General features: G+C 43.9%; 16 protein-coding genes and 2 pseudogenes. 5 read left to right on the top strand and 13 right to left on the bottom strand.

Features of this window, described 5'->3' with window-relative positions; genetic code table 11:
* Positions 1–13 precede the first annotated feature (13 nt).
* Entirely contained in the window at positions 14–979 is a 966-nt protein-coding gene (locus tag SU60_RS05155; RefSeq protein WP_041154622.1) for an electron transfer flavoprotein subunit alpha/FixB family protein, read from the bottom strand.
* Positions 980–987: 8 nt separating this feature from the next.
* Positions 988–1,737, bottom strand: coding sequence for an electron transfer flavoprotein subunit beta/FixA family protein (locus tag SU60_RS05150; protein WP_041154621.1), 750 nt, complete (start codon positions 1,735–1,737; stop codon positions 988–990).
* A 219-nt stretch (positions 1,738–1,956) separates the two neighbouring features.
* Here SU60_RS05150 and SU60_RS05145 point away from each other — a divergent pair, with 219 nt between their 5' ends.
* Together SU60_RS05145 and SU60_RS05140 are read left to right on the top strand one after the other, a co-directional pair.
* Positions 1,957–3,636, top strand: coding sequence for an electron transfer flavoprotein-ubiquinone oxidoreductase (locus tag SU60_RS05145; protein ID WP_041154620.1), 1,680 nt, complete (start codon positions 1,957–1,959; stop codon positions 3,634–3,636).
* A gap of 65 nt (positions 3,637–3,701) precedes the next feature.
* Entirely contained in the window at positions 3,702–5,183 is a 1,482-nt protein-coding gene (locus SU60_RS05140; RefSeq protein ID WP_041154619.1) for an alkaline phosphatase D family protein, read from the top strand.
* A 259-nt stretch (positions 5,184–5,442) separates the two neighbouring features.
* Here the strand turns inward: SU60_RS05140 and SU60_RS05135 are convergent, their stop codons facing one another.
* Entirely contained in the window at positions 5,443–6,198 is a 756-nt protein-coding gene (locus SU60_RS05135; RefSeq protein ID WP_041154618.1) for a DeoR/GlpR family DNA-binding transcription regulator, read from the bottom strand.
* A gap of 310 nt (positions 6,199–6,508) precedes the next feature.
* On the opposite strand from SU60_RS05135, the gene SU60_RS05130 reads away from it, so the two are divergent.
* Together SU60_RS05130 and SU60_RS05125 are read left to right on the top strand one after the other, a co-directional pair.
* The gene (locus tag SU60_RS05130) at positions 6,509–7,558 is read left to right on the top strand and encodes an oxidoreductase (protein ID WP_041154617.1); all 1,050 of its coding nucleotides are present in this window, start codon (positions 6,509–6,511) and stop codon (positions 7,556–7,558) included.
* The gene (locus SU60_RS05125; protein WP_041154616.1) at positions 7,559–8,023 is read left to right on the top strand and encodes a heme-degrading domain-containing protein; all 465 of its coding nucleotides are present in this window, start codon (positions 7,559–7,561) and stop codon (positions 8,021–8,023) included.
* Positions 8,024–8,138: 115 nt separating this feature from the next.
* Here SU60_RS05125 and artM read toward each other — a convergent pair.
* The 5 genes and pseudogenes from artM to SU60_RS05100 form a co-directional block, all read right to left on the bottom strand.
* A pseudogene (artM, locus tag SU60_RS05120) lies at positions 8,139–8,806 on the bottom strand (arginine ABC transporter permease ArtM).
* Positions 8,803–9,492 (bottom strand): arginine ABC transporter permease ArtQ, encoded by a 690-nt coding sequence (gene artQ, locus SU60_RS05115; protein ID WP_041154615.1) that lies wholly within the window; start codon positions 9,490–9,492, stop codon positions 8,803–8,805. The pseudogene artM and the gene artQ overlap by 4 nt, the downstream one beginning before the upstream one ends.
* Before the next feature lies 1 nt (position 9,493).
* Positions 9,494–10,224, bottom strand: a pseudogene (locus tag SU60_RS05110) (arginine ABC transporter substrate-binding protein).
* Positions 10,225–10,316: 92 nt separating this feature from the next.
* Complete coding sequence (gene artP / locus SU60_RS05105) at positions 10,317–11,045, bottom strand: arginine ABC transporter ATP-binding protein ArtP (RefSeq protein WP_128814613.1); 729 nt, start codon at positions 11,043–11,045, stop codon at positions 10,317–10,319.
* Positions 11,046–11,305: 260 nt separating this feature from the next.
* On the bottom strand, positions 11,306–12,214 hold the full coding sequence (locus SU60_RS05100) for a LysR substrate-binding domain-containing protein (protein WP_041154613.1): 909 nt from the start codon (positions 12,212–12,214) through the stop codon (positions 11,306–11,308).
* A gap of 150 nt (positions 12,215–12,364) precedes the next feature.
* Here SU60_RS05100 and SU60_RS05095 point away from each other — a divergent pair, with 150 nt between their 5' ends.
* Positions 12,365–13,798 (top strand): 6-phospho-beta-glucosidase, encoded by a 1,434-nt coding sequence (locus tag SU60_RS05095; protein WP_041154612.1) that lies wholly within the window; start codon positions 12,365–12,367, stop codon positions 13,796–13,798.
* 143 nt (positions 13,799–13,941) lie between these two features.
* Here SU60_RS05095 and SU60_RS05090 read toward each other — a convergent pair whose 3' ends face one another.
* From SU60_RS05090 to SU60_RS05070, 5 genes are all read right to left on the bottom strand, one after another.
* Positions 13,942–16,998, bottom strand: a complete 3,057-nt coding sequence (locus tag SU60_RS05090; protein WP_041154611.1) for an AAA family ATPase — start codon at positions 16,996–16,998, stop codon at positions 13,942–13,944.
* Between the two features lie 8 nt (positions 16,999–17,006).
* Positions 17,007–18,140, bottom strand: coding sequence for an exonuclease SbcCD subunit D (locus tag SU60_RS05085; RefSeq protein WP_041154610.1), 1,134 nt, complete (start codon positions 18,138–18,140; stop codon positions 17,007–17,009).
* A 127-nt stretch (positions 18,141–18,267) separates the two neighbouring features.
* Positions 18,268–18,852 (bottom strand): DUF1439 domain-containing protein, encoded by a 585-nt coding sequence (locus SU60_RS05080; protein WP_052481488.1) that lies wholly within the window; start codon positions 18,850–18,852, stop codon positions 18,268–18,270.
* Positions 18,853–19,116: 264 nt separating this feature from the next.
* Positions 19,117–19,353: a hypothetical protein gene (locus tag SU60_RS05075; protein ID WP_041154609.1), complete on the bottom strand. Its 237-nt coding sequence runs from the start codon at positions 19,351–19,353 to the stop codon at positions 19,117–19,119.
* A gap of 60 nt (positions 19,354–19,413) precedes the next feature.
* A complete protein-coding gene (locus SU60_RS05070) occupies positions 19,414–19,902 on the bottom strand; it encodes a hypothetical protein (RefSeq protein ID WP_041154608.1) in 489 nt (162 codons plus the stop codon).
* Positions 19,903–20,026: the final 124 nt, after the last annotated feature.

The following is a 20,026-nucleotide window of genomic DNA, read 5'->3' as shown; positions in this document are numbered from 1 at the left end:
GTATGGCCACTAGTCACACTTTTTCCAACAGTTCCGGCATAAGTTCAAATAAATCTCCAACTAAGCCATAGTCCGCCACTTCAAAAATTGCTGCGTCTGGGTCATTATTTATTGCCACAATCACTTTGGAATCTTTCATACCCGCCAAATGCTGTATTGCCCCAGATATTCCCAAGGCGATATACAACTCCGGTGCAACAATTTTCCCCGTCTGACCAACTTGCAAATCATTGGAAACATACCCGGCATCAACTGCTGCGCGAGACGCACCAATCGCACCGCCCAGTTTGTCTGCCAGTTGCTCAACCAACGCGAAGCTTTCCTTGCTACCAAGACCACGTCCACCGGATACTACAACGCGTGCAGAGAGTAAATCTGGACGCTCCGTTTCTGGTTTCTGCTGAGAGACAAATACCGTATTTTCTGCTTTGCACACAGCATCTATCTGATTGACTTTATTAACAATTGGAGAAGGTGACAATGTCACTGAATCAAACGCTGTACCGCGCACCGTCATGACTTTCACACGGTCATCAGAACAAACCCGTGCTAATGCATTCCCCGCATAAATGGGACGTATTACCGTATCAAGAGATTCTATCATCATGACATCAGATAGCTGACCGACGTCCAGTAGCGCGGCTACACGTGGCATCAGGTTTTTACCGAACGTACTCGCCGGGGCTAGGATATGGGAAAAGTTTCCTCCGATTTGCACAGTTAATTCAGAAAGGTTTTCCGCTAATGAATGTTCATACACTTTATCGTCCACCCACAAAATTTCATCGACACCCTCTGCACATTTCAACGCTTCAAGAACTGACGAACACTGATAGCCAGCCAGTAAAACGGTGATAGGAAGCGCGTTCTGGTTATCCGCAATTTGCATCGCAGCTTGGATAGTACGTAAGGTATCGACACTAAGTTCGGTGTTATTATGCTCGGCGACAACCAGTGTTGCTAACGATTGATTATCCATCATGCCCCCTAAATGACCTTGGCTTCGTTTTTTAACTTATCCACCAGCTCATCGACACTGCCCACGATTTCTCCGGCTTTGCGGGCTGGTGGCACCATAACTTCAAGAATTCGTTGAGAGCATTGCACATTCACCCCAATCATTTCGGGCGTCATCACAGACAACGGCTTCTTCTTAGCTTTCATAATGTTAGGTAATGATGCATAACGAGGCTCGTTCAGCCGTAAATCGGTACTAATCACAGCAGGAAGATTTAGCTTTAACGTCTCTAAGCCGCCGTCGACTTCTCTTGTAACAATCACCGAATCCCCTTCCATGAGAACTTTAGAAGCAAATGTAGCCTGAGGGCGATGAGTTAAAGCAGCGAGCATTTGAGCGACTTGATTATTATCAGTATCAATCGATTGCTTACCTAACAACACGAGTTGAACCGATTCCTGCTCCATGACCGCTTTTAATAATTTGGCAACAGCAAGCGGCTCCGGAGGCTCTGCGACATCAATATGGATTGCCCTGTCCGCCCCGAGTGCTAAGGCGGTTCTCAACTGCTCTTGGCAGGAAGTATCGCCAATAGAGACGACTATTATTTCTTCTACCCCTCCGGCTTCTTTCATCCGAACGGCCTCCTCTACTGCGATTTCACAGAAAGGATTCATCGACATTTTGACATTAGTGCGTTCCACACCAGAGCCATCTGATTTAACTCTTACTTTTACGTAAGGATCAATGACTCTTTTAACCGCAACCAGTACCTTCACATTTCCTCCTCACAAACTGAAAGTTTGTAATACGAACATCGTCACTAGCGCATTTTCAGTATGTTGCCATTTCAGCTTAGTTTAGTTCACGTTTACGTCAACTGAGCTACAATTCTAACTAAGCTATCGTTTTCTCTGAGCCTAAGCTTTCTTTGAGGTGACGTTTTAACCCAGAGAAAACTATCAGAACTATCACCTACGAATAATGGAAGTGAGTATATGGAACGAGAATGCATGGAGTTTGACGTCGTGATCGTTGGAGCTGGACCCGCAGGTTTAAGCACAGCTTGTCGGTTAGCGCAGCTTCGTCAGGAGCATGGGCATGACCCACTTTCCATTTGCGTGATCGAAAAAGGCGCAGAAGTAGGCGCTCATATCCTATCAGGTGCTGTATTTGAGACCCGAGCTTTAGACGAGTTATTTCCTGACTGGAAGAACCAAAACGCACCACTTACCGCTCAGGTGAAAAGTAATGCTTTAGTCTATTTAACGACCTCTCTTAACCATGTAACTGTTCCCCATTTTCTTACGCCCAAACCAATGCATAATGATGGCAACAACTATGTGATGAGTCTTGCCAATTTATGCCGCTGGCTGGCAAAACAGGCCGAATCATTAGGCGTAGAAGTGTTTCCTGGCTTTGCGGCATCAAGTATCAATTATGATGATGTAGGCACTGTTACTGGGGTTAATACCAATGACATGGGGCTAGATAAACATGGAAAGCCAAAATCAAACTTTGAAGCAGGTATACAGCTCAAAGCAAAATACACCGTCTTTTCTGAAGGGTGCCGAGGTCACTTAGGCAAAGAGCTCATTCAACGATTTGGCTTGGATAAAGGAAGACAACCACAGCATTATGCTCTGGGGATAAAAGAGATTTGGCAACGACCAGACACGAACGATCCGGACGCAGGGGGTCGAGTCATACATACAGCAGGTTGGCCACTCAGTGAGACCAACACCAGTGGTGGAGGCTTCCTCTACCATATGGACGATAACCAAATTTCTGTTGGACTCATCATCGATCTGAATTACCAAAACCCATATTTGAGTCCATTTGATGAATTTCAGCGCTTTAAACATCACCCTGAGATTAAGCAACACTTAGAAGGGGCACACCGTATCGCTTATGGAGCCCGAGCCATTGCCAAAGGCGGAATATCTTCCCTACCGAAACAACAGTTCCCAGGGGGCGTTTTGATTGGCTGTGATGCAGGAACACTCAATGTAGCCAAAATTAAAGGGTGTCATACCGCGATGAAATCGGGTCTTATAGCAGCAGAAGCCATCCATGATGCAATACTGCAATCTACAGCGTCGCAATTCGTCTCTGAGCCCGATTATCGTTCTAGATTCAACGCATCATGGTTGCATGAAGAGCTAACAGAAAGCCGCAACTTTGGTTCGAATATCCATCGATTTGGCAATCTTATCGGTGGCGCGCTCTCAACTTTAGAACATAATGTATGGCTACCTTTGTTTAAGAAGCCACTTCCATGGACCATTTACGACAATAAGCTCGACCATGAGCAATTAAAGTCGATACAAGAATTCCACTCGATCGAATACCCCAAACCCGATGGCATCATTAGCTTCGATAAACCGTCATCGGTCTTTTTGTCTGGTACGCAACACGAAGAAAACCAACCATGTCACCTCGTTTTAACGTATCCTCATATTCCAATTGATGTCAATTTAGGGATATATGATGAACCAAGTCAGCGTTACTGCCCTGCAGGTGTCTATGAAGTGGTTGAGGAGGAAGGTATGAAAAGATTCCAGATCAATGCCACAAACTGTGTCCACTGTAAAACCTGCGACATCAAAGATCCTTCTCAGAACATTACTTGGAAAACGCCAGAAGGTGGCGGTGGTCCAAGCTATCAGAATATGTAATCAAACGTGTATCACTACGTGATCTGGCATCATGAGCCGATCCAGATAAATCAAAGGAAGATTCAATGCATAACAAACTCGTCCTTGGTCCCATTCTTGGTTTGGAGTCGGACCAACTCTACACCGTCGTGGTCGTCACCAAAAAATCAGCCGATTCTGTTCACGTTAGCTACCTAAACCATCAACCGGTACCAGCACAGCTAATAGGTGAAATCAGCGATGGTAAGGTTTGGCGCATGGAACTCAGTATTGATACGTCTGGTGCTGATGTCATTGACTACTCCTTACAACAAGATGGACTGACGCTGATTGACCAGCAGGGAAATCAAAGTTGGTCCTTTTATGTGCCCAGTGAAAAGGAAAAACCAAAATTTGCTTATGCATCGTGTAATGGTTTTTCTGATCTCACTCTAATGAACACTACCGACGAGCCCTTTAGACTCTGGAAAACCATGGCATCCGAGCACAAGCGCGAACCGTTTTCACTGCTTTTGATGGGAGGTGATCAGGTCTATGCTGACGCAATCTGGACTAAAATCTCTTTGCTTAAAAGTTGGAATGAACTGGACCGTAAAGAGAAAGTAAAACGCCGCGCCACAAAAAATATGGTCAAGCAGATAGACCGATTTTACAGTGAACTGTATGTAGACCGTTGGAACAGAGAGCCCATGGCAAGCATGCTAGCCTCCATCCCATCTATTATGATGTGGGATGATCATGACATCTTTGATGGCTGGGGTAGCTATCCAGAGGATATTCAAACCTGTGACGTTTACCAAGCAATTTTTCACTCGGCACGAAAGCACTTTGAACTGTTACAAGTTCGTGGCAAGCAAAACCGCTCTCTAATGCAGCTAAACACCCAGCCTATTGTTCACTATGGCGCGACATTAACCTTTCGCGACTACGATATTTTAGTGCTGGATAATCGTTCAGAGCGCAGCTTGTCTAAGGTAATGGGCTCAGAGCAATGGCAGTCGGTGAGTTCTTATTTAGCGCAGAATACGAGTCCGAATTTGCTTATATTGAGCGCAGTCCCTGTCGTGTATCGAGACTTTTCTTTTGCCGAGAGCGCTGTTGATGCCACACCTTGGGAGGAAGAGTTGACCGACGACCTGAAAGATCACTGGCGAGCCAAAGAACATGAAGGAGAACGCTCTCGCCTGATTATGCACTTACTCGAAAGTGGCAATCGACGCCAAGGACGTAGCGTCATTCTTTCCGGCGACGTACATGTTGGTGCCTTGGGTGTGATTCGAGATCAGCGCAGTGAGAACAACCGTCCGGTGCACCAGATTGTATCATCTGGAATTGTTCATCCAGCGCCAAGTTACATGCAGTGGCTAGGCATTTGTGCTATCACAAATGACCGCACCGAACACTTAGATGAAAACAACCAGATTGTTACGGATATGTTGAGGCCATTCGGCTCAGACAAATACATACGGTCACGAAATTTCGCTACACTTCTCGAAGGAAATGACAATAAGCTGTGGGTGAACTGGCTAACTGAGGCTAAAGATAAACCCAACTTCCCAATCCTTTAACTTTTTAAACCGGCGAACACAACCGACGCCAAAACAATTCATCTCAACTTAAAACATGTGAGCAACCAAGTAGAAAAAGGCACCTGACGGTGCTTTTTTCGAAGGTAAGTACAGAGCCATTAACATCAAACATTTCCAAGTTAGTCCATTCTAACTCAAGTGTTCCTGGAATTTAACGCTAGGCTAAACAGCAAGTCTCCCAAAACTTTACTTCGTAGAAAAAGATCACTAAAACCCAAAGAGCGCGGTTTCTTGCTCACTAGCCTACATTTACGATAATGAGTTCAACACCATGATGCTCCATTTGTTTTACGATATTCTCCGGAGGACGACGGTTTGTTACGACAAAGTCGATATCTGACCACAAACAGGATTGAAACATCAGTTGCGTATTGAACTTACTCTCTTCCGCGATACATATCACCTGCGTTGATTGGTTGGCCATCGCTAACTTTAGATTTGCATCAGATTCTAAATCGGTCGTAATTCCCGATTCAGATAAGGCACTGACACCAATAAAGGCTTTGTTTGCCTGATATCTCTTTATCTGCTGTGTTGTAATATCACCGAGTATGGCGTGAGAAAAATCATCAAATGTTCCACCAAGCACGCACTTCTTAACGTTCGGGCTTTCGCTGAGTGCATTTAGCCCTTCCAGAGAATTTGTTATTACGCTACACCGAACGTCAAGTTGCTCCGCAAGCGCCGCGCAAGTGGTTCCTGCATCCAAAAATACGATGTCGTGTTCTTTGACGAGCGATGCACCAAATGCAGAAAGCTTTTGTTTAATAGGATTGGTTTTGGAACGCTGACTAAATGAAAGAGTCACCTTTTTATCATCTAAAATAGCCCCGCCTCGAATACGTAAAATTCCAGGATGGTCAGACAGCTTGACCAGATCGCGCCGCGCAGAATCGTAAGAGATATCGTAACGCTGACAAATCGCGTCAATTGTAATTTTGCCGTGGGTTTTAATATGCGCTTCTATCTCTATCAAACGTTCTTCTTGAGTCATCGGTAATCACGCCTTACTTGAATTGCTCCTAGTGTAACGGATGAAACACTTGCATACACGTACTATCACTTAAAAAAGACACGCCAACCTCCTAAAAGTATCGCTTTAAAGCTTGATACTACGTATAAACACGTGCAATATTTGGTTTTTATAGTAAGTACTCGTTCGCATATATAAGCATACGTACGTGATGCGTAAGCGATCCGAATAGAGAAGTACAACAGATGGTGGGTTGATATTCCGCTATTCTTAATGATAGCCAGTCCAGACCACATGTGTTCTTTCGTACACCAATAAAGAGTTTGATCTTATGACGTTACCTCCAATAAAAACCGCCGTTATCGGTTACGGATTTTCAGCAAAAACCTTTCATATCCCTTTTGTCAGTTCGCTAGCAGAATTTGAACTTGTAGCCATCAGCACAAGCAATGGTGAGGCAGTCTCTAAAGAATGGCCAAGTGCTGAGCACTATGTATCAGCATCTGAGTTGCTGACTCAATCAGACGCCGAATTGGTAATCATCACGGCACCAAACGATGTGCATTTCAATTTAGCGAAACAAGCGCTTGAAAATGGCAAACATGTCATTATTGAAAAACCTTTTGTTACGCGTGTTGAAGATGGCGAAACGCTTATCACTCTTGCCAAAGAAAACAACCGAGTATTAAGTGTTTATCATAACCGTCGCTGGGATGGTGACTTCTTAACAGCCAAGAAGCTTATTGATGAGAAACATATCGGCGAGATCAAGCATTTTGAATCTCACTTTGACCGCTTCCGCCCAGAAGTGCGTCAGCGTTGGCGAGAACAAGCAACCGACGGCGGTGGCATTTTGTTCGATTTAGGCTCCCACTTAATAGACCAAGCGCTGGAACTCTTTGGCGTACCTGACGCAATCAGTGCAGTATGCGAAATGATGCGCGAAGGCTCTACTACTGTGGATTATTTTGATGTCGTGATGCACTACCCGAATCACGTAGCAATTGTCCACGGTGATCTATTTAGTGCTGGCCCGAATAAACGTTTTACACTTAAAGGAACCAAAGGTAGCTACGAAAAGTTAGGTTTAGATCCTCAAGAATCACGCTTAATTGAAGGTGTATTACCGAACGAGCCAAGCTGGGCAGATGAAACATCAGATAATTATGGGTGTTTATATGGTGCTGAACATGATGAAGTTGTCACCACAGTAAGAGGTGGCTATCAACACTATTTCTTGCAAATGGCGGAAGCGATTCGACACAACACGGTCCCACCCGTTAGAGCTGAAGATGCGCTGTGGAACATCAAGCTGATTGAACTCGCAATGGAAAGCAGTCGCTTAGGTCAAAAACTACCTGTAATCAAGGATGATAAATAAATGAGTGTCGATATTTTATCTGAATTATTGGAGCAAGAGTCTGACTTACAGTTAACCCAATTCAATCATGACATTGCGTGGGAATTAGGCTGTTCTCTGAAGGCCGCTGCTGAGGCACTATCTGCTTCAGTAACCATAGAAGTCTATGCGTTTGAACAAGTGCTATTTAGCTATGCCATGGCTGGCACCAGTAAAGACAATCAAGACTGGGCAAAGCGTAAGCGTCAATCCGTTCTGCGCTTTGGACACAGTTCTTACTATCTTGGCCATTACAATGCTTCTAAACAACGTGATTTTGACACTCTTCCGCATATTGATTCACGTGAATACTGTGCACACGGTGGTTCCTTCCCAATACGAATTAAAGATAGCGGACTTGTTGGTGCGATTACCGTATCGGGATTGCCAGCGGAGCAGGATCATAACTTGACGGTAGAGGCTCTTAGGAACCATTTACTCGGTTAGTTAAAAATGCCCCTTTTCAAAACAAGCTCGAAAAGGGGCATTTACAGAATGAGTTGGGTTACCCTGATATCTTTGGGTTACGCTGATATCTTTGGGTTACGCTAACATAAATAGTTTAAGTGGCTTCAAACGCCAGCGCTTTCTTTTCCACCTGGCGGAATACCAATGTAAGAATACCATTGACAGTCAAGTAAAATGCCCCAGCAACACCGAATACCGTCAATGTGTCATAGGTTTGAGCGTTGATACGCTGTGCATATCCCATTAAATCCATGATGGTAATCGTGCTTGCCAAAGAGGTACCTTTAAAGACTAAAATAACCTCATTGGAATAAGCAGGAATCGCGCGACGTATCGCGTAAGGGAGCAACACTTTTAATGTTGTCGCTTTATTCATACCAAGCGCTCGACATGCTTGCCATTGGCCTGATGGAATCGCGTTAAAGGCACCTTTAAATAACTGAGTGCTGTATGCCGCCGTGTTTAACGATAACGCTAGCATCGCACAAAACCAAGGTTGACTTAGCCACGTCCACAAAAAGCTATCTTTAATGGCATCAAATTGACCCGGACCATAATACACCAAGAAAATTTGCACTAATAAAGGCGTGCCCGTAAATAAAGTGATCAGCCCGCGACTCAGCCAATGCATGATAGGCGTTCGTAAAATTAACGTTAGTGTCATCATTAATGCGAGGACACATCCAACGACCAACGATGCAGCGGTTAATTGTAAGCTTGTACCTAGCCTTCAAGCAGTTGCCAAATGTGTTGTTCATTCATGCCGCTGTCTCCTGCCCCATGCTGATTCCTTGAACTGAGAATTTCTTATCAATTACTTTTACAGCACGTTGAGTCACTAACGTGATCACTAGATAAACCGCCGCTGCAGTTGCATACCAAGTAAACGCTTCGTGCGTTGCAGCAGAAGTTAGCTGCGCTTGCTTGAGTAGGTCAGTTACACCAATCAAAGAAACCAATGCCGTGTCTTTTAATAGGACTAACCATTGGTTCATTAAACCCGGTAGAGCGTGCCTCACGGCTTGGGGAAGCACAATACGTACAAAAGCATGTGCTTGGCTGATCCCCAATGCACTTGCTGCTTCCCGTTGGCCTTTGCCCACGGCTTTTAACGCGCCGCGTAATGTTTGGGAAGCATACGAAGCGAAGATCAACGACAACGCAATCACACCAGACAAAAACGGGCTCACTTCAATAAAGTCTCCGGTGACCAGAAACAGCACTTGGGTTGAACCAAAATAAATGAACAACACAACCAACAGTTCTGGCAAACCGCGTATGATCGTGACAATGCCAGTCGTGGGCCATTTAACCAACACTCGACGTGACATTTCACCACTGGCGAACAACACAGCCAGAACCAAACCGACTAATAGACTTACAAAGGCAAGCTGGACAGTCATCCAACTCGCTTGCACAAGTGATAAAGAGTAACCCGTTAAAACCATATTACTTACCGAAGTACTTATTAAAGATAACGTCGTAATTGCCGTTTTCTTTAACTGCTTTCAGGGCTGCATTCAGTTTGTTCACAAGCTCTTGGTTGTCTTTGTTGACGGCAATACCAAACCCATTACCAAAGTATTTAGGTTGGTAACATGATCGCCAACGTAAGTTAAGCCATCTTCTTTCTTAAACCACTCAGCAACCACCGCAGTGTCACCAAATACTGAGTCGATACGACCATTCTTCATGTCGATAAATGCATCTTGGTAGCTTGAATAAGGCACAGCAGTGACACCTGGTAGCTGATCAATCAAGTAGCTTTGGTGTGTCGAGCCATTTTGTACACCTACTCGCTTACCTTGCAACTCAGTCTTATCTGCGACTTTGCCTTTCACAGAGACAAACGCAGCAGAGTTTTCATAGTAAGGATGAGTGAAGCTCACTTGTTCCAAACGAGCATCGGTGATGTCCATTGCCGAAATAGCCGCATCATAGCGCTTGAATTTTAATGCTGGAATCAAGCTATCGAATGCTTGGTTATGAAAACTACACTTCGCTTCCATTTCTTTACAAAGCGCATTGGCCAAATCCACATCAAACCCTTGAATTTGGTTATTCTCGTCCATGTATTCAAATGGCGCGTAAGTGGCTTCCATTGCGAATTTAATTTCGTCTTGTGCTGCTGCATTCGCTGATACAAGACCGATTAGCGAAGCTAGTAGAATCTTTTTCATTGCAAAACTCCATGTGTATGTCTTGGGCTGACACTCGCAATGACAGCCGGTCATCTGTGATTGATTGTTTCTATTATTGATTTACTGAAAACTTAATGTTTTAAGTAATCCGCAAATTGATTCGTTTGAGGATGAATAAATGCGTCGTGCGTACCATGTTCAACGATGTGACCTTTTTCAAGGTACAAGACATGGCTTGCTATCTTCTTAGCAAATTCAACTTCGTGAGTGACCACAACTTGTGTAATACCAGTTTCACTTAAATCTTTAATGATTTTAACTACTTGATTGGTAATTTCAGGATCAAGGGCTGCTGTGGGTTCATCGAACAGAAGCACTTCAGGTTTCATCATTAACGCGCGTGCAATCGCAACACGTTGTTGCTGACCACCAGAAAGCTGCATAGGCCACGCATCTGCTTTATCTGATAGATGCAACGTTGACAAAATTTGCATAGCTTGCTGTCTTGCTTCACCTTTATCCAGTCCGGCCACTTTTACTGGTGCTTCGATTAAGTTTTCCATCACAGTCATATGTGGCCACAAATTATACTGCTGGAATACCATTCCAACCTTACGACGCAACGCTAACCCTTGTTTCTCTTTAATTTCATTCGAGAAGTCAAAAGCGTCACCTGTGATGTTTAACTTACCGTTATCGGCACCTTCTAGAAGGTTTAGGACACGCAGAAGAGAACTCTTCCCTGCTCCACTCGGGCCCAGCAATACCAGTGTTTCACCATTTTCACAGTTAAAACTGACATCGTGAAGAACCTTTGTGTCACCGTAGGATTTATTAACTCCGCTTACCTGAATACTCATGCTGCAATACCGCATTAATTGTCACTAGGCGGTAATTTTACCCACTGAAAGGTTTTATGCAATAAAAATGTATAATAATTTACGTCGATAAATTTTTGTATAGGAAACTAACTGCAATACAGTGGTTATGACTGGTTTAATGAGTGTGTCGAGCTGTGCGCATATTTCAACATGACATGTAGCGATGATTACTCGAAGAGGCACCCATTTTGCGTCAGAATCCTCTTACGGTAAGCTTTGATTCTTGTACAATAACTATGTCATGCGCAATCTTCGATTTGCTGATTCATCCAAGACAGAAAGGCTTGAAAACGCGGCCGTTGTTCTTGTCCTTTTGGACAGATTAGATCATAGCCTAGCCCCGAATTAATGGATTCAAAAGGTGCGACCAACTCGCCACTTTCTAAGTGCGGTTTGACGAGATGATACCTTCCCATCAACATGCCCATGGAATTTATCGCTGCCGAGATCGCTAGCGCTCCATGATTAAAAACATAATGATGCCCCAGGATATCCATATCCCGATTGGTCTGCTGTAACCATTGTTGCCACTCAGCTTGTGGAGACAAAAACTCCAGCGACTCAGTACAGTGGATAAAACAGGCGTCTTTCAATTGCTGATCACTTTTATAGAACCCCAACTGTTCGGCATATTCTTTGCTGCAGACCGGCAGCAATACCTCATCGAACAACCGCTGATGATAAAAGTCTGGATGAACATCGTCACCGTAGTAAATAGCTAGGTCGACAGGCTCAGTCTGGAAGTCTAGCTTACTTGCTTTCACGCGAACTTTTACGTTCAGAGTTGGATATCGCTTTTGAAAATCGGCGAGACGGGGCATCAACCATAAATGAGCGAAGGTTGGTGCAATCCCCATATAAAGCTCTCCGGTGAGCTCATTGAAACGTATATCCTCTATTTCGGAAAAGACATTATCGAAAGAGTTCGTTAGCGTCATCAGAATACGACGCCCCTCTTCGGTTAACTCTAGTCTGCGAGTAAGACGCACAAATAAGCTGAACCCCAGCTCCGCTTCAAGCTTTTTAATCCGCTGGCTTACCGCCCCTTGCGTCAAAAACAGCTCTTCTGACGCCTGAGTAAAGCTGAGCGATTTCGCGACAACACTAAACGTATACAGATTAGCAATCAACGACTGTTTATTATCCATAACTCTCCTATACATTAATTCAGCTAATCTATAAGCAACAAATTTTCGTTTGTTCAGCTAATTTATCTCATTATAAATTAAACAGAGTTATCTATGAACCACTACGCAATCGCTTGACGTGCGTTTTATAATTAAAAGGGTGAATCAGTTATGAGTGAATCAGGATTTCCAAAAGGCTTCTTATGGGGAGGTGCTGTCGCAGCACACCAAGTAGAAGGTGGCTGGAATGCTGGCGGCAAAGGACCAAGCATTGTTGATGTTTTGTCTAAAGGCGCACATGGCGTCGATCGTATTATTACCGACGGCGTGCAAGACAACGTTATGTACCCTAATCATGAAGCCGTTGATTTTTACCATCATTACAAACAAGACATTGCTCTATTTGCCGAGATGGGTTTCAAATGTTTCAGAACCTCGATCGCATGGACTCGTATATTTCCAAAAGGCGATGAAGCACAACCGAATGAAGCTGGTCTGAAGTTTTACGACGATCTATTTGATGAATTGTTGAAGTACAACATCGAGCCCGTGATAACTCTGTCTCACTTCGAAATGCCAAATCATCTGGTGACGCAATATGGTGGTTGGGCAAATCGTCAAGTGGTCGATTTCTTTGTCACGTTCAGTAAAGTTGTATTTGAACGTTATAAAGAGAAAGTAAAATACTGGATTACCTTCAACGAAATCAATAACCAACGTAACTGGACACACGACTTATTTGGATACTGCAATTCCGGTGTGATTTACCGCGAACATGAAAATCCAGAACAAACTCTGTATCAAGTCGCCCACCATCAGTTTGTTGCCAGCGCGTTAGCCGTGAAAGCAGGCCATGACATCAATCCTGACTTTCAAATTGGTAGTATGATTCACATGATGCCTCTTTACCCAGCAACATGTAAGCCAGAAGACATGATCCAGGCGCAGATTTCCATGAGAGAAAAGTACTTCTTTAGTGATGTACAAGTGAGAGGCCACTACCCACGTTATATCTTACGTGAATGGGAAAGAAAGAATATTCACGTAGACATGCTTCCGGGCGATGACGACATTCTAAAACAAGGCTGTGCCGACTATCTCGCCATCAGTTATTACATGACCAATATTGTCGACGCAGTGCCACCAGAAACGAAAGAACTCAACATATTTGGTAACAGCCGTCTAAATCCTAACCTCAAGGCATCTGAATGGGGCTGGCAGATAGACCCTGTCGGATTGCGCTACGCACTTTCTGAGTTGTACGAACGTTATGAGCTGCCAATATTTATCGTCGAAAATGGTTTTGGTGCAGCCGACGATGTTGAAAGCGATGGCTCAATCAATGATGACTACCGTATAGAATACTTAGCACAGCACATTAAAGAAGTGGAGAAAGCGATAGCGCAAGATGGTGTCGAAGTACTTGGTTATACGCCTTGGGGCTGTATCGACTGCGTTTCGTTCACAACCGGTGAATACAAAAAGCGTTACGGTTTTATCTATGTCGACCGTCATGACGACAATAGTGGTGACTTCTCACGCTCTAAGAAGAAGAGCTTTGATTGGTACAAAAACGTAATTGAGAGTAACGGACAAAATATATAGTCGCCAGTTAGTTTCGTTCCGAATGAGTAAAAACAAAGAGCCGCTGAACAGAAATGTCCAACTTTATGGAGTCACTTCAAATTCAGCGGCTTTTCCGATGCTTACGATCTACAACTCTCTTCTTTTCGCATTACACAGTTAACTTATTCTATTCGCACTTCTTGGGATTTCACGGACACCTTTGACCCAACTCTTGAAGGCTCGACGTCGATGCGCACAGCCATCTGCTCCTTAAGTTCCGACACATGGGAAATCACACCGATCATTCGCCCTGTTTGCTGCAAGTCCACCAGTGTTTGAATCGCAAGATCCAAAGATTCCGGATCTAAGCTGCCAAAGCCCTCGTCAATAAATAAGGTATCCAATCGAATGCCGCCACTATAGGATTGCACAACATCCGAAAGGCCGAGTGCTAGTGCCAAGGCCGCCATAAATGACTCCCCGCCTGATAAAGTCGCGACATCACGCATTTTTCCGGTGTAGCCATCTTCAACCATTAAATCGAGTCCACGACCAGCAGCACCTTTAAAACCATCGGTCTTACGAACAAGAACATAGCGCCCTTTACTCATCAAGCTTAATCGTTGTGAAGCTTGAATCAACACATCGTCTAACAACACACCAAGCACAAAACGGTGCAAGCTCACACGGCTACCCGTTTTACCACTGGCAACATCATAGAGCGTGCCGAAGACTCGATACTCTTGCTCCAACTTGGTATTTTGCTCATGTAACTTTCCGATGTCCGCATGGACTTTCTCCAAACATTCAAACAGTGATCGAACAGAGTCCAGTTGGTTCCTTGCTTCTAAGTATGCTTGCTGAGAGGTGTTTAATTTAACGTTAAGCACTTGTAAGTCTGGCTTTTTGACCTCTTTCAATGCGTTGTTCAAGTCTGCTAGGGTTTGCTCTAACTTGATTTGGGTTTGCTTAAAGACGTCCACGTCTTGCTGCCAAATCTGAACGTCCTGCTCAGTCGCCTTACTGTTAAGGAACTGTTCTTCATCAGCAAACGCACTTGCTTGCAATGCAGTTTCCCAGTCAGACTGCGCCTTGCTCAGAGTTTGATTGGCATCTAACAACCATTGTTGGTGGGACGTCAGCTTGCTTTCCGCATTCGACTTATCTACAACCGCTTGTTGTGATTGAGCTTGGGCGCTCTCTAATCCCTTATTCAAGTCCGCAATTTGCTTATCTATCTGGGCGATATCGTGTTCAAGCTTATCCAATGAAGTGTATTTGTCATCCAGAGAAGCAAGCAATTTTGTGCGCTGTTCTTGATGTGATTTTTGGGTTGATTCGTTGGCAGCGATCTGATTTTGGAGGTCATTGATCTTACCTTCCCCAACCACACAACGCTGATTTAACTCATTCACGTTTTGCTCAAGCTGAGCTAAGTTAATTGAGTTGAGTTGTTGTAAGCGTTCGTTGAGCTTTGCGATGGACGCTTGAAGCGAATCAATTTTCACGTTCGCGTTTTCTCCGAGCTCATCTAACACTTGTTTAATTTGTTGTTTGTACTGGATAATTGAATGGTTATGTTGGTCAAATTGATTTGTTAGCTTATTAAGCGCGACTTGAGCTTCACGCTCCTGATGACGAGCGTGCTGAACCTGCTCTTTCGTCACTTCCTCATCCACAAATTGAGCCGGATTTGGGTGTTCTGTGCTACCACACACAGGACACATTTCCCCCGTTTGTAGACGTAACGCAAGTACTGCAGCCTGCGCATTGTGCCACCTAAGCTCTATAGCATCAGCATCGCGCTGTAATTGTTCATACTTTGATTTTGCTTGACTCACCAACGCTTGTTTCGCTGAGGTTTGCTCATCTAACTTGGCAAGCTCTTTGTTCAAACTGTTTCGTTTTTGTAGATCTTGCATCAAACGCTGCTGTTGTTTGATCTCCGCGTCAACACTCCCGACACTCGCCACATCTACTCGCGCTTGATCTAACGCTTTTTGCCCTTCCTGAGCGTCTTGCGTAAGCTTTTCTTTCAGTGCAACGTATTTTTTGAGCGTTTCTTTGTATTCGCTGTGTTGTTGCAACCCAGCAGAGATCGCTTTATCCAGGTCAACCTTTTCAACCAACTTACTTTTCATGCTTTCAAGTCGGTATTGCTGCTCTGTCAGCTTAGGGACTTGTCCAGCCTGCTCTTTTGCATTTTTAAGTGCCGCGTCTTTCGTTTCTAACGCCGCTTTGGACGTGTTTAGATCCTCAGTGAGTGCGGCGACCTTTTTATCTAAATCCAGAACTTGTTTGATCGCATTTTGTAATGCGGCGTATGGAAGCTCAATTCGGCTCGCCATTTTGGCATTTTCTAATTGCTGTTGACGAACAGAAATCGCTTCTTTTTGTTTTAAATGCTGATTGAGTGCAATGCTCGCTTGTTCACGCTTGTTAAACTCATTATTTAACGCTTCTGCTTTTTGAATGTCGTTTTTCGCCGCATTCAATTGCGCCAATGAGCTTTGCTCTTGTTCCTGCGCTTGATGTAACTGCGTAGCTAGTGCTTCTCGCTGCGCGGTTAACTCGTTTTCTGATGCCACTCCTGCAACTTGCAATGCGCCTCGAATCTGGTTATCGAATTCGTTCTTGGCTTTACTGATGGCGCTGGCTTTGTCCTTGAGAGCAAACTCAATCTTTTTATAAATGTCGGTTTGGAATAGCTGACCAAAGATTTCTTCTCGCTCTTTGGAACTGGCGAGCAATAACTCTCTAAATTTACCCTGCGGCAACACCATCACTTGGCGAAACTGAGTTTCATTGAGACCAATAATGTTCGCTACTTCGGTTTTAACTTGCGTGGTTTTACTGGTGATGAGTTTATCTTCTTGGCCCAATTCATAAAGTGAAGCGCTGTGCTTACGCACCGTCATTCCTTCTCCGCGTGCTTTGGGGGTTTCTTGTTCTGGAGAGCGTGTCACTCGATACACTTTGCCATGTAAGGCAAATTCCAAAGTGACTTCCGTTGGTAAATCTTCAGCCGCTAAGTCACATCGCATTTGTATGCCCTGCCGCTCGTTACTCGTGGTCTCGCCATACAGAGCAAAACAAATTGCATCTAAAATGGATGTTTTTCCCGAGCCGGTAGGACCATTAATCAAAAACAGAGGATTACGCCCAAGCTTGTCAAAATCAATGGTCTCAGTGTTCGCAAACGGACCAAAGGCCTGCATTGTCAGTTTAATCGGTTTCATACCGGTCCCTACTGCTGTGAAAGTTGCTTGATGATGTCGCTAATAGCATGCTCTTGTTCTTTTGATAATTGGCTATCTTGCGCCTCAACAAAGAAATCTTTAAACATGTCAATCTCACTGCGCGCCAGTTTTGCTTGAGCTAACTCTTGCTCAACTCCAATTAACATTCCTGGTTTTTCCAAATGCAGCACGTTGGGATAAACGGAGCGAAGCTTTTCCATCGGGTTCAATATGGCGTGTTTATCCATTAAACGGACAAGCAAGTAATCTTCATTCTTTGGATCTGTTTTGCCTTGTTCAATGATCTGTTCGAGTTCGCCTTCAATAATGCGCATTTCGTGCGGAGCCCTGAGTTCTACATGTTCTGATTGAATAAACCCTTCTTGCCCGATTTCCACCAACGTGAAGCCTTTCTTTTGATTTTGCTCGCCAAAGCTGTATTTCATCAAGGAACCAGAATATCGGATGTAATCTTCACCCTTTTTCTGTGGTTGGTGTAAATGACCTAATGCAACATAATCGAAGTTTAAAAAGTGCTCATGGCTTACGCGGTCTGAGCCGCCAATGGAAAGTGGACGCTCTGAATCGGATGCGATAGCGCCATCAACGAAGCAATGGCTGATTAGAATATTTTTTTGCTCGGGGTTGAACTGCTCGGTGATTTTTTCAGCTAGGAGCTTATGCGCTTCGTCGTGTGTGGAAACGGGCTCTTTGTAAGCATAACGGACTAACTCGGGATCATTATATGGCATACCATAGAAAGCAACTTGGCCGGATTGAGGCGTTTCAATCACGACAGGGTTTAACATATCTTCAAAATTACTGATGATATGCAGACCAGCGCGCTTCATTTGCTCAGAGCCGAAACCCAATCGCTCGGCACCATCATGGTTGCCAGAAATCAGAATCATCGGTGTGTTTAGTTCCGTACAGATTCGCTTAACCACACGATTAAGTAACTCGATCGCGATCGTCGGCGGTACAGAGCGGTCGTAGATATCTCCCGCCACGACGACGGCGTCTACAGGATGGCTCTCGATGTACTGAATAAGCTGTTCTAGGACGGCTTGTTGATCTTCAATCAAGGAGACATTATGAAATTGTCGGCCAAGATGCCAATCTGAGGTATGGATAAACTTCATTCGAATTCACTTTCTACCATTAACATGGAATTTTTGATACCTGAACACAGGTTAGTTTGTACCTGTTAGGATATCGTGACTTCGACAGCTTTTCATGTGGTTTGTGGCGTGCGCTCACGCGAATTGATTAATTGGATACTTCGATCACCAAGTGGTTGTTTTTGATAACAAGGCTTGGGTTGGTTGACTCCTGAAGAATCGCTTGGACTGTTTTGCTATCAAGCTGATAGACAGGTTGATTAGACAACGCATAGCCAATCATTGAAGCGGCAGGTTGAAGTAAATTGAAGACTTCTGGTGGTAGAAGGTGATTTTCGTCCTCAAATTGCTCTAATCGAACAAATTGCAAGAAGATCTCGCCCGTTTTTGGGGAATATTTAGGAATCGCACTAAATTCAATGGATAATCCAAACGTCATGCTTGGTGCCATTAGCATTTGTACCTTGGCTTTGGTGTGTGCAAATATCGAAAGCCGTTCAGCGTCAGCACGACCAATCTTTACGTCAAGATCATCGACTGAAACTTGGGCGGACATAACATTCTCAACCCCAACGGATTGCTTGATCACTGCCTTAGACTCTAAATATTGATCCATGTCCTGTTCGGATATGCAATAACCCACACAGCTGTTCAAACTGGCACAACCATTGACGATCAAGACAACGACCGAGACAAAAAACGTTCTAAATATAGCTTTCACTCTGTATTGCATCATCGCTCATTCGCTCACAAATATCCGCTGCATAGTACATGCAGTCTATCATGCGCGAAACAGATCGTAATAGAACATTAAACCGTAATAGAACATTAAACGAAGTACGCGCGATCAACAAAAGGGTACGCTTACAAAGTGAGACCAGATAATAACTCCCTCCATTAGGGAGAAACTAGAGTTTGTTAACAACGAGGTTAAAAACAAGGCTAACGATGACGAACGTTAAATCTGCCCCATAACAGAATTATCAAATCTACAATGCTAAATACCCAGTTTGACCAGTAGTTGCCAAGAACATTCATACGCAGCGTGGCGGGCTTTGGATAAATCAAAGAAGCGGCGAGATGACAGGCAGCCTTCTGTCTGTAAGGCAAATGCGCCAACACTTTGAGCCATATTAATCCAGATTAAGCGACAAAGTTCATTACCATTAAATTGATAGCTGAGTATTGAGCTGCCAAGCTCATCGATCTCAAGGATTTCTTGAATTTGCATCATTGTTACTCCCCTCTCTCTTCACTAAAGACTCAGGTTAAAGATTTAAATTACTGATTCAGATTACAGCTGTGAATTCACGTATTCGATGTAGCTGCGTTTATATTTATCGCTACGAACCCACATGTCGTGGCATGAATATAAGGCACTTTCGTAATCCGCTTCGGTAATTTCGTTCGAATCAGCAACTTTCACTAAATTTGCAGTGTGAGCTAATTCACTGGCATGCAGTAAATAAGGGCGTTCCTTATGAAGCACATTCAATTCCGATTGGAATAGATGTTTAGTGCCGTGTTCCGCAACGTAATGAGCGGTAATATCTAGTGCATAGTTGTGAAAACTTTTAAGCCCTTTTCGCATCGCTTGTTGACTGGCAATATAAAACTCTTGCAAGGTCTCATTAGTACTTTGCTGAGTGTTATTGTAATGAGTGGAACCATCATATTGAGGGAATTCTTCTGTCTCATTAAAGCTATTGGCGTAAGCGGAGGAAATAAGTGGTAATTGAATGGCCGCAAAAATAATTAATATCGAAATTTTTAAATATTTCATAAATATGCGCTCTCGTTTAGGTTAAACTTGATTAAACATCGTCAGGAAAATAGCAAATAAAATCCAGCGAATAAAAAGTAGACATCCCTAAGTGGAGGTGCGTATTACTCCAATATTTATTGTT

The organism is Vibrio mytili (assembly GCF_000830505.1).
GTDB classification, from domain to species: domain Bacteria; phylum Pseudomonadota; class Gammaproteobacteria; order Enterobacterales; family Vibrionaceae; genus Vibrio; species Vibrio mytili.
This window is presented reverse-complemented; position numbering and strand designations above follow the sequence as displayed.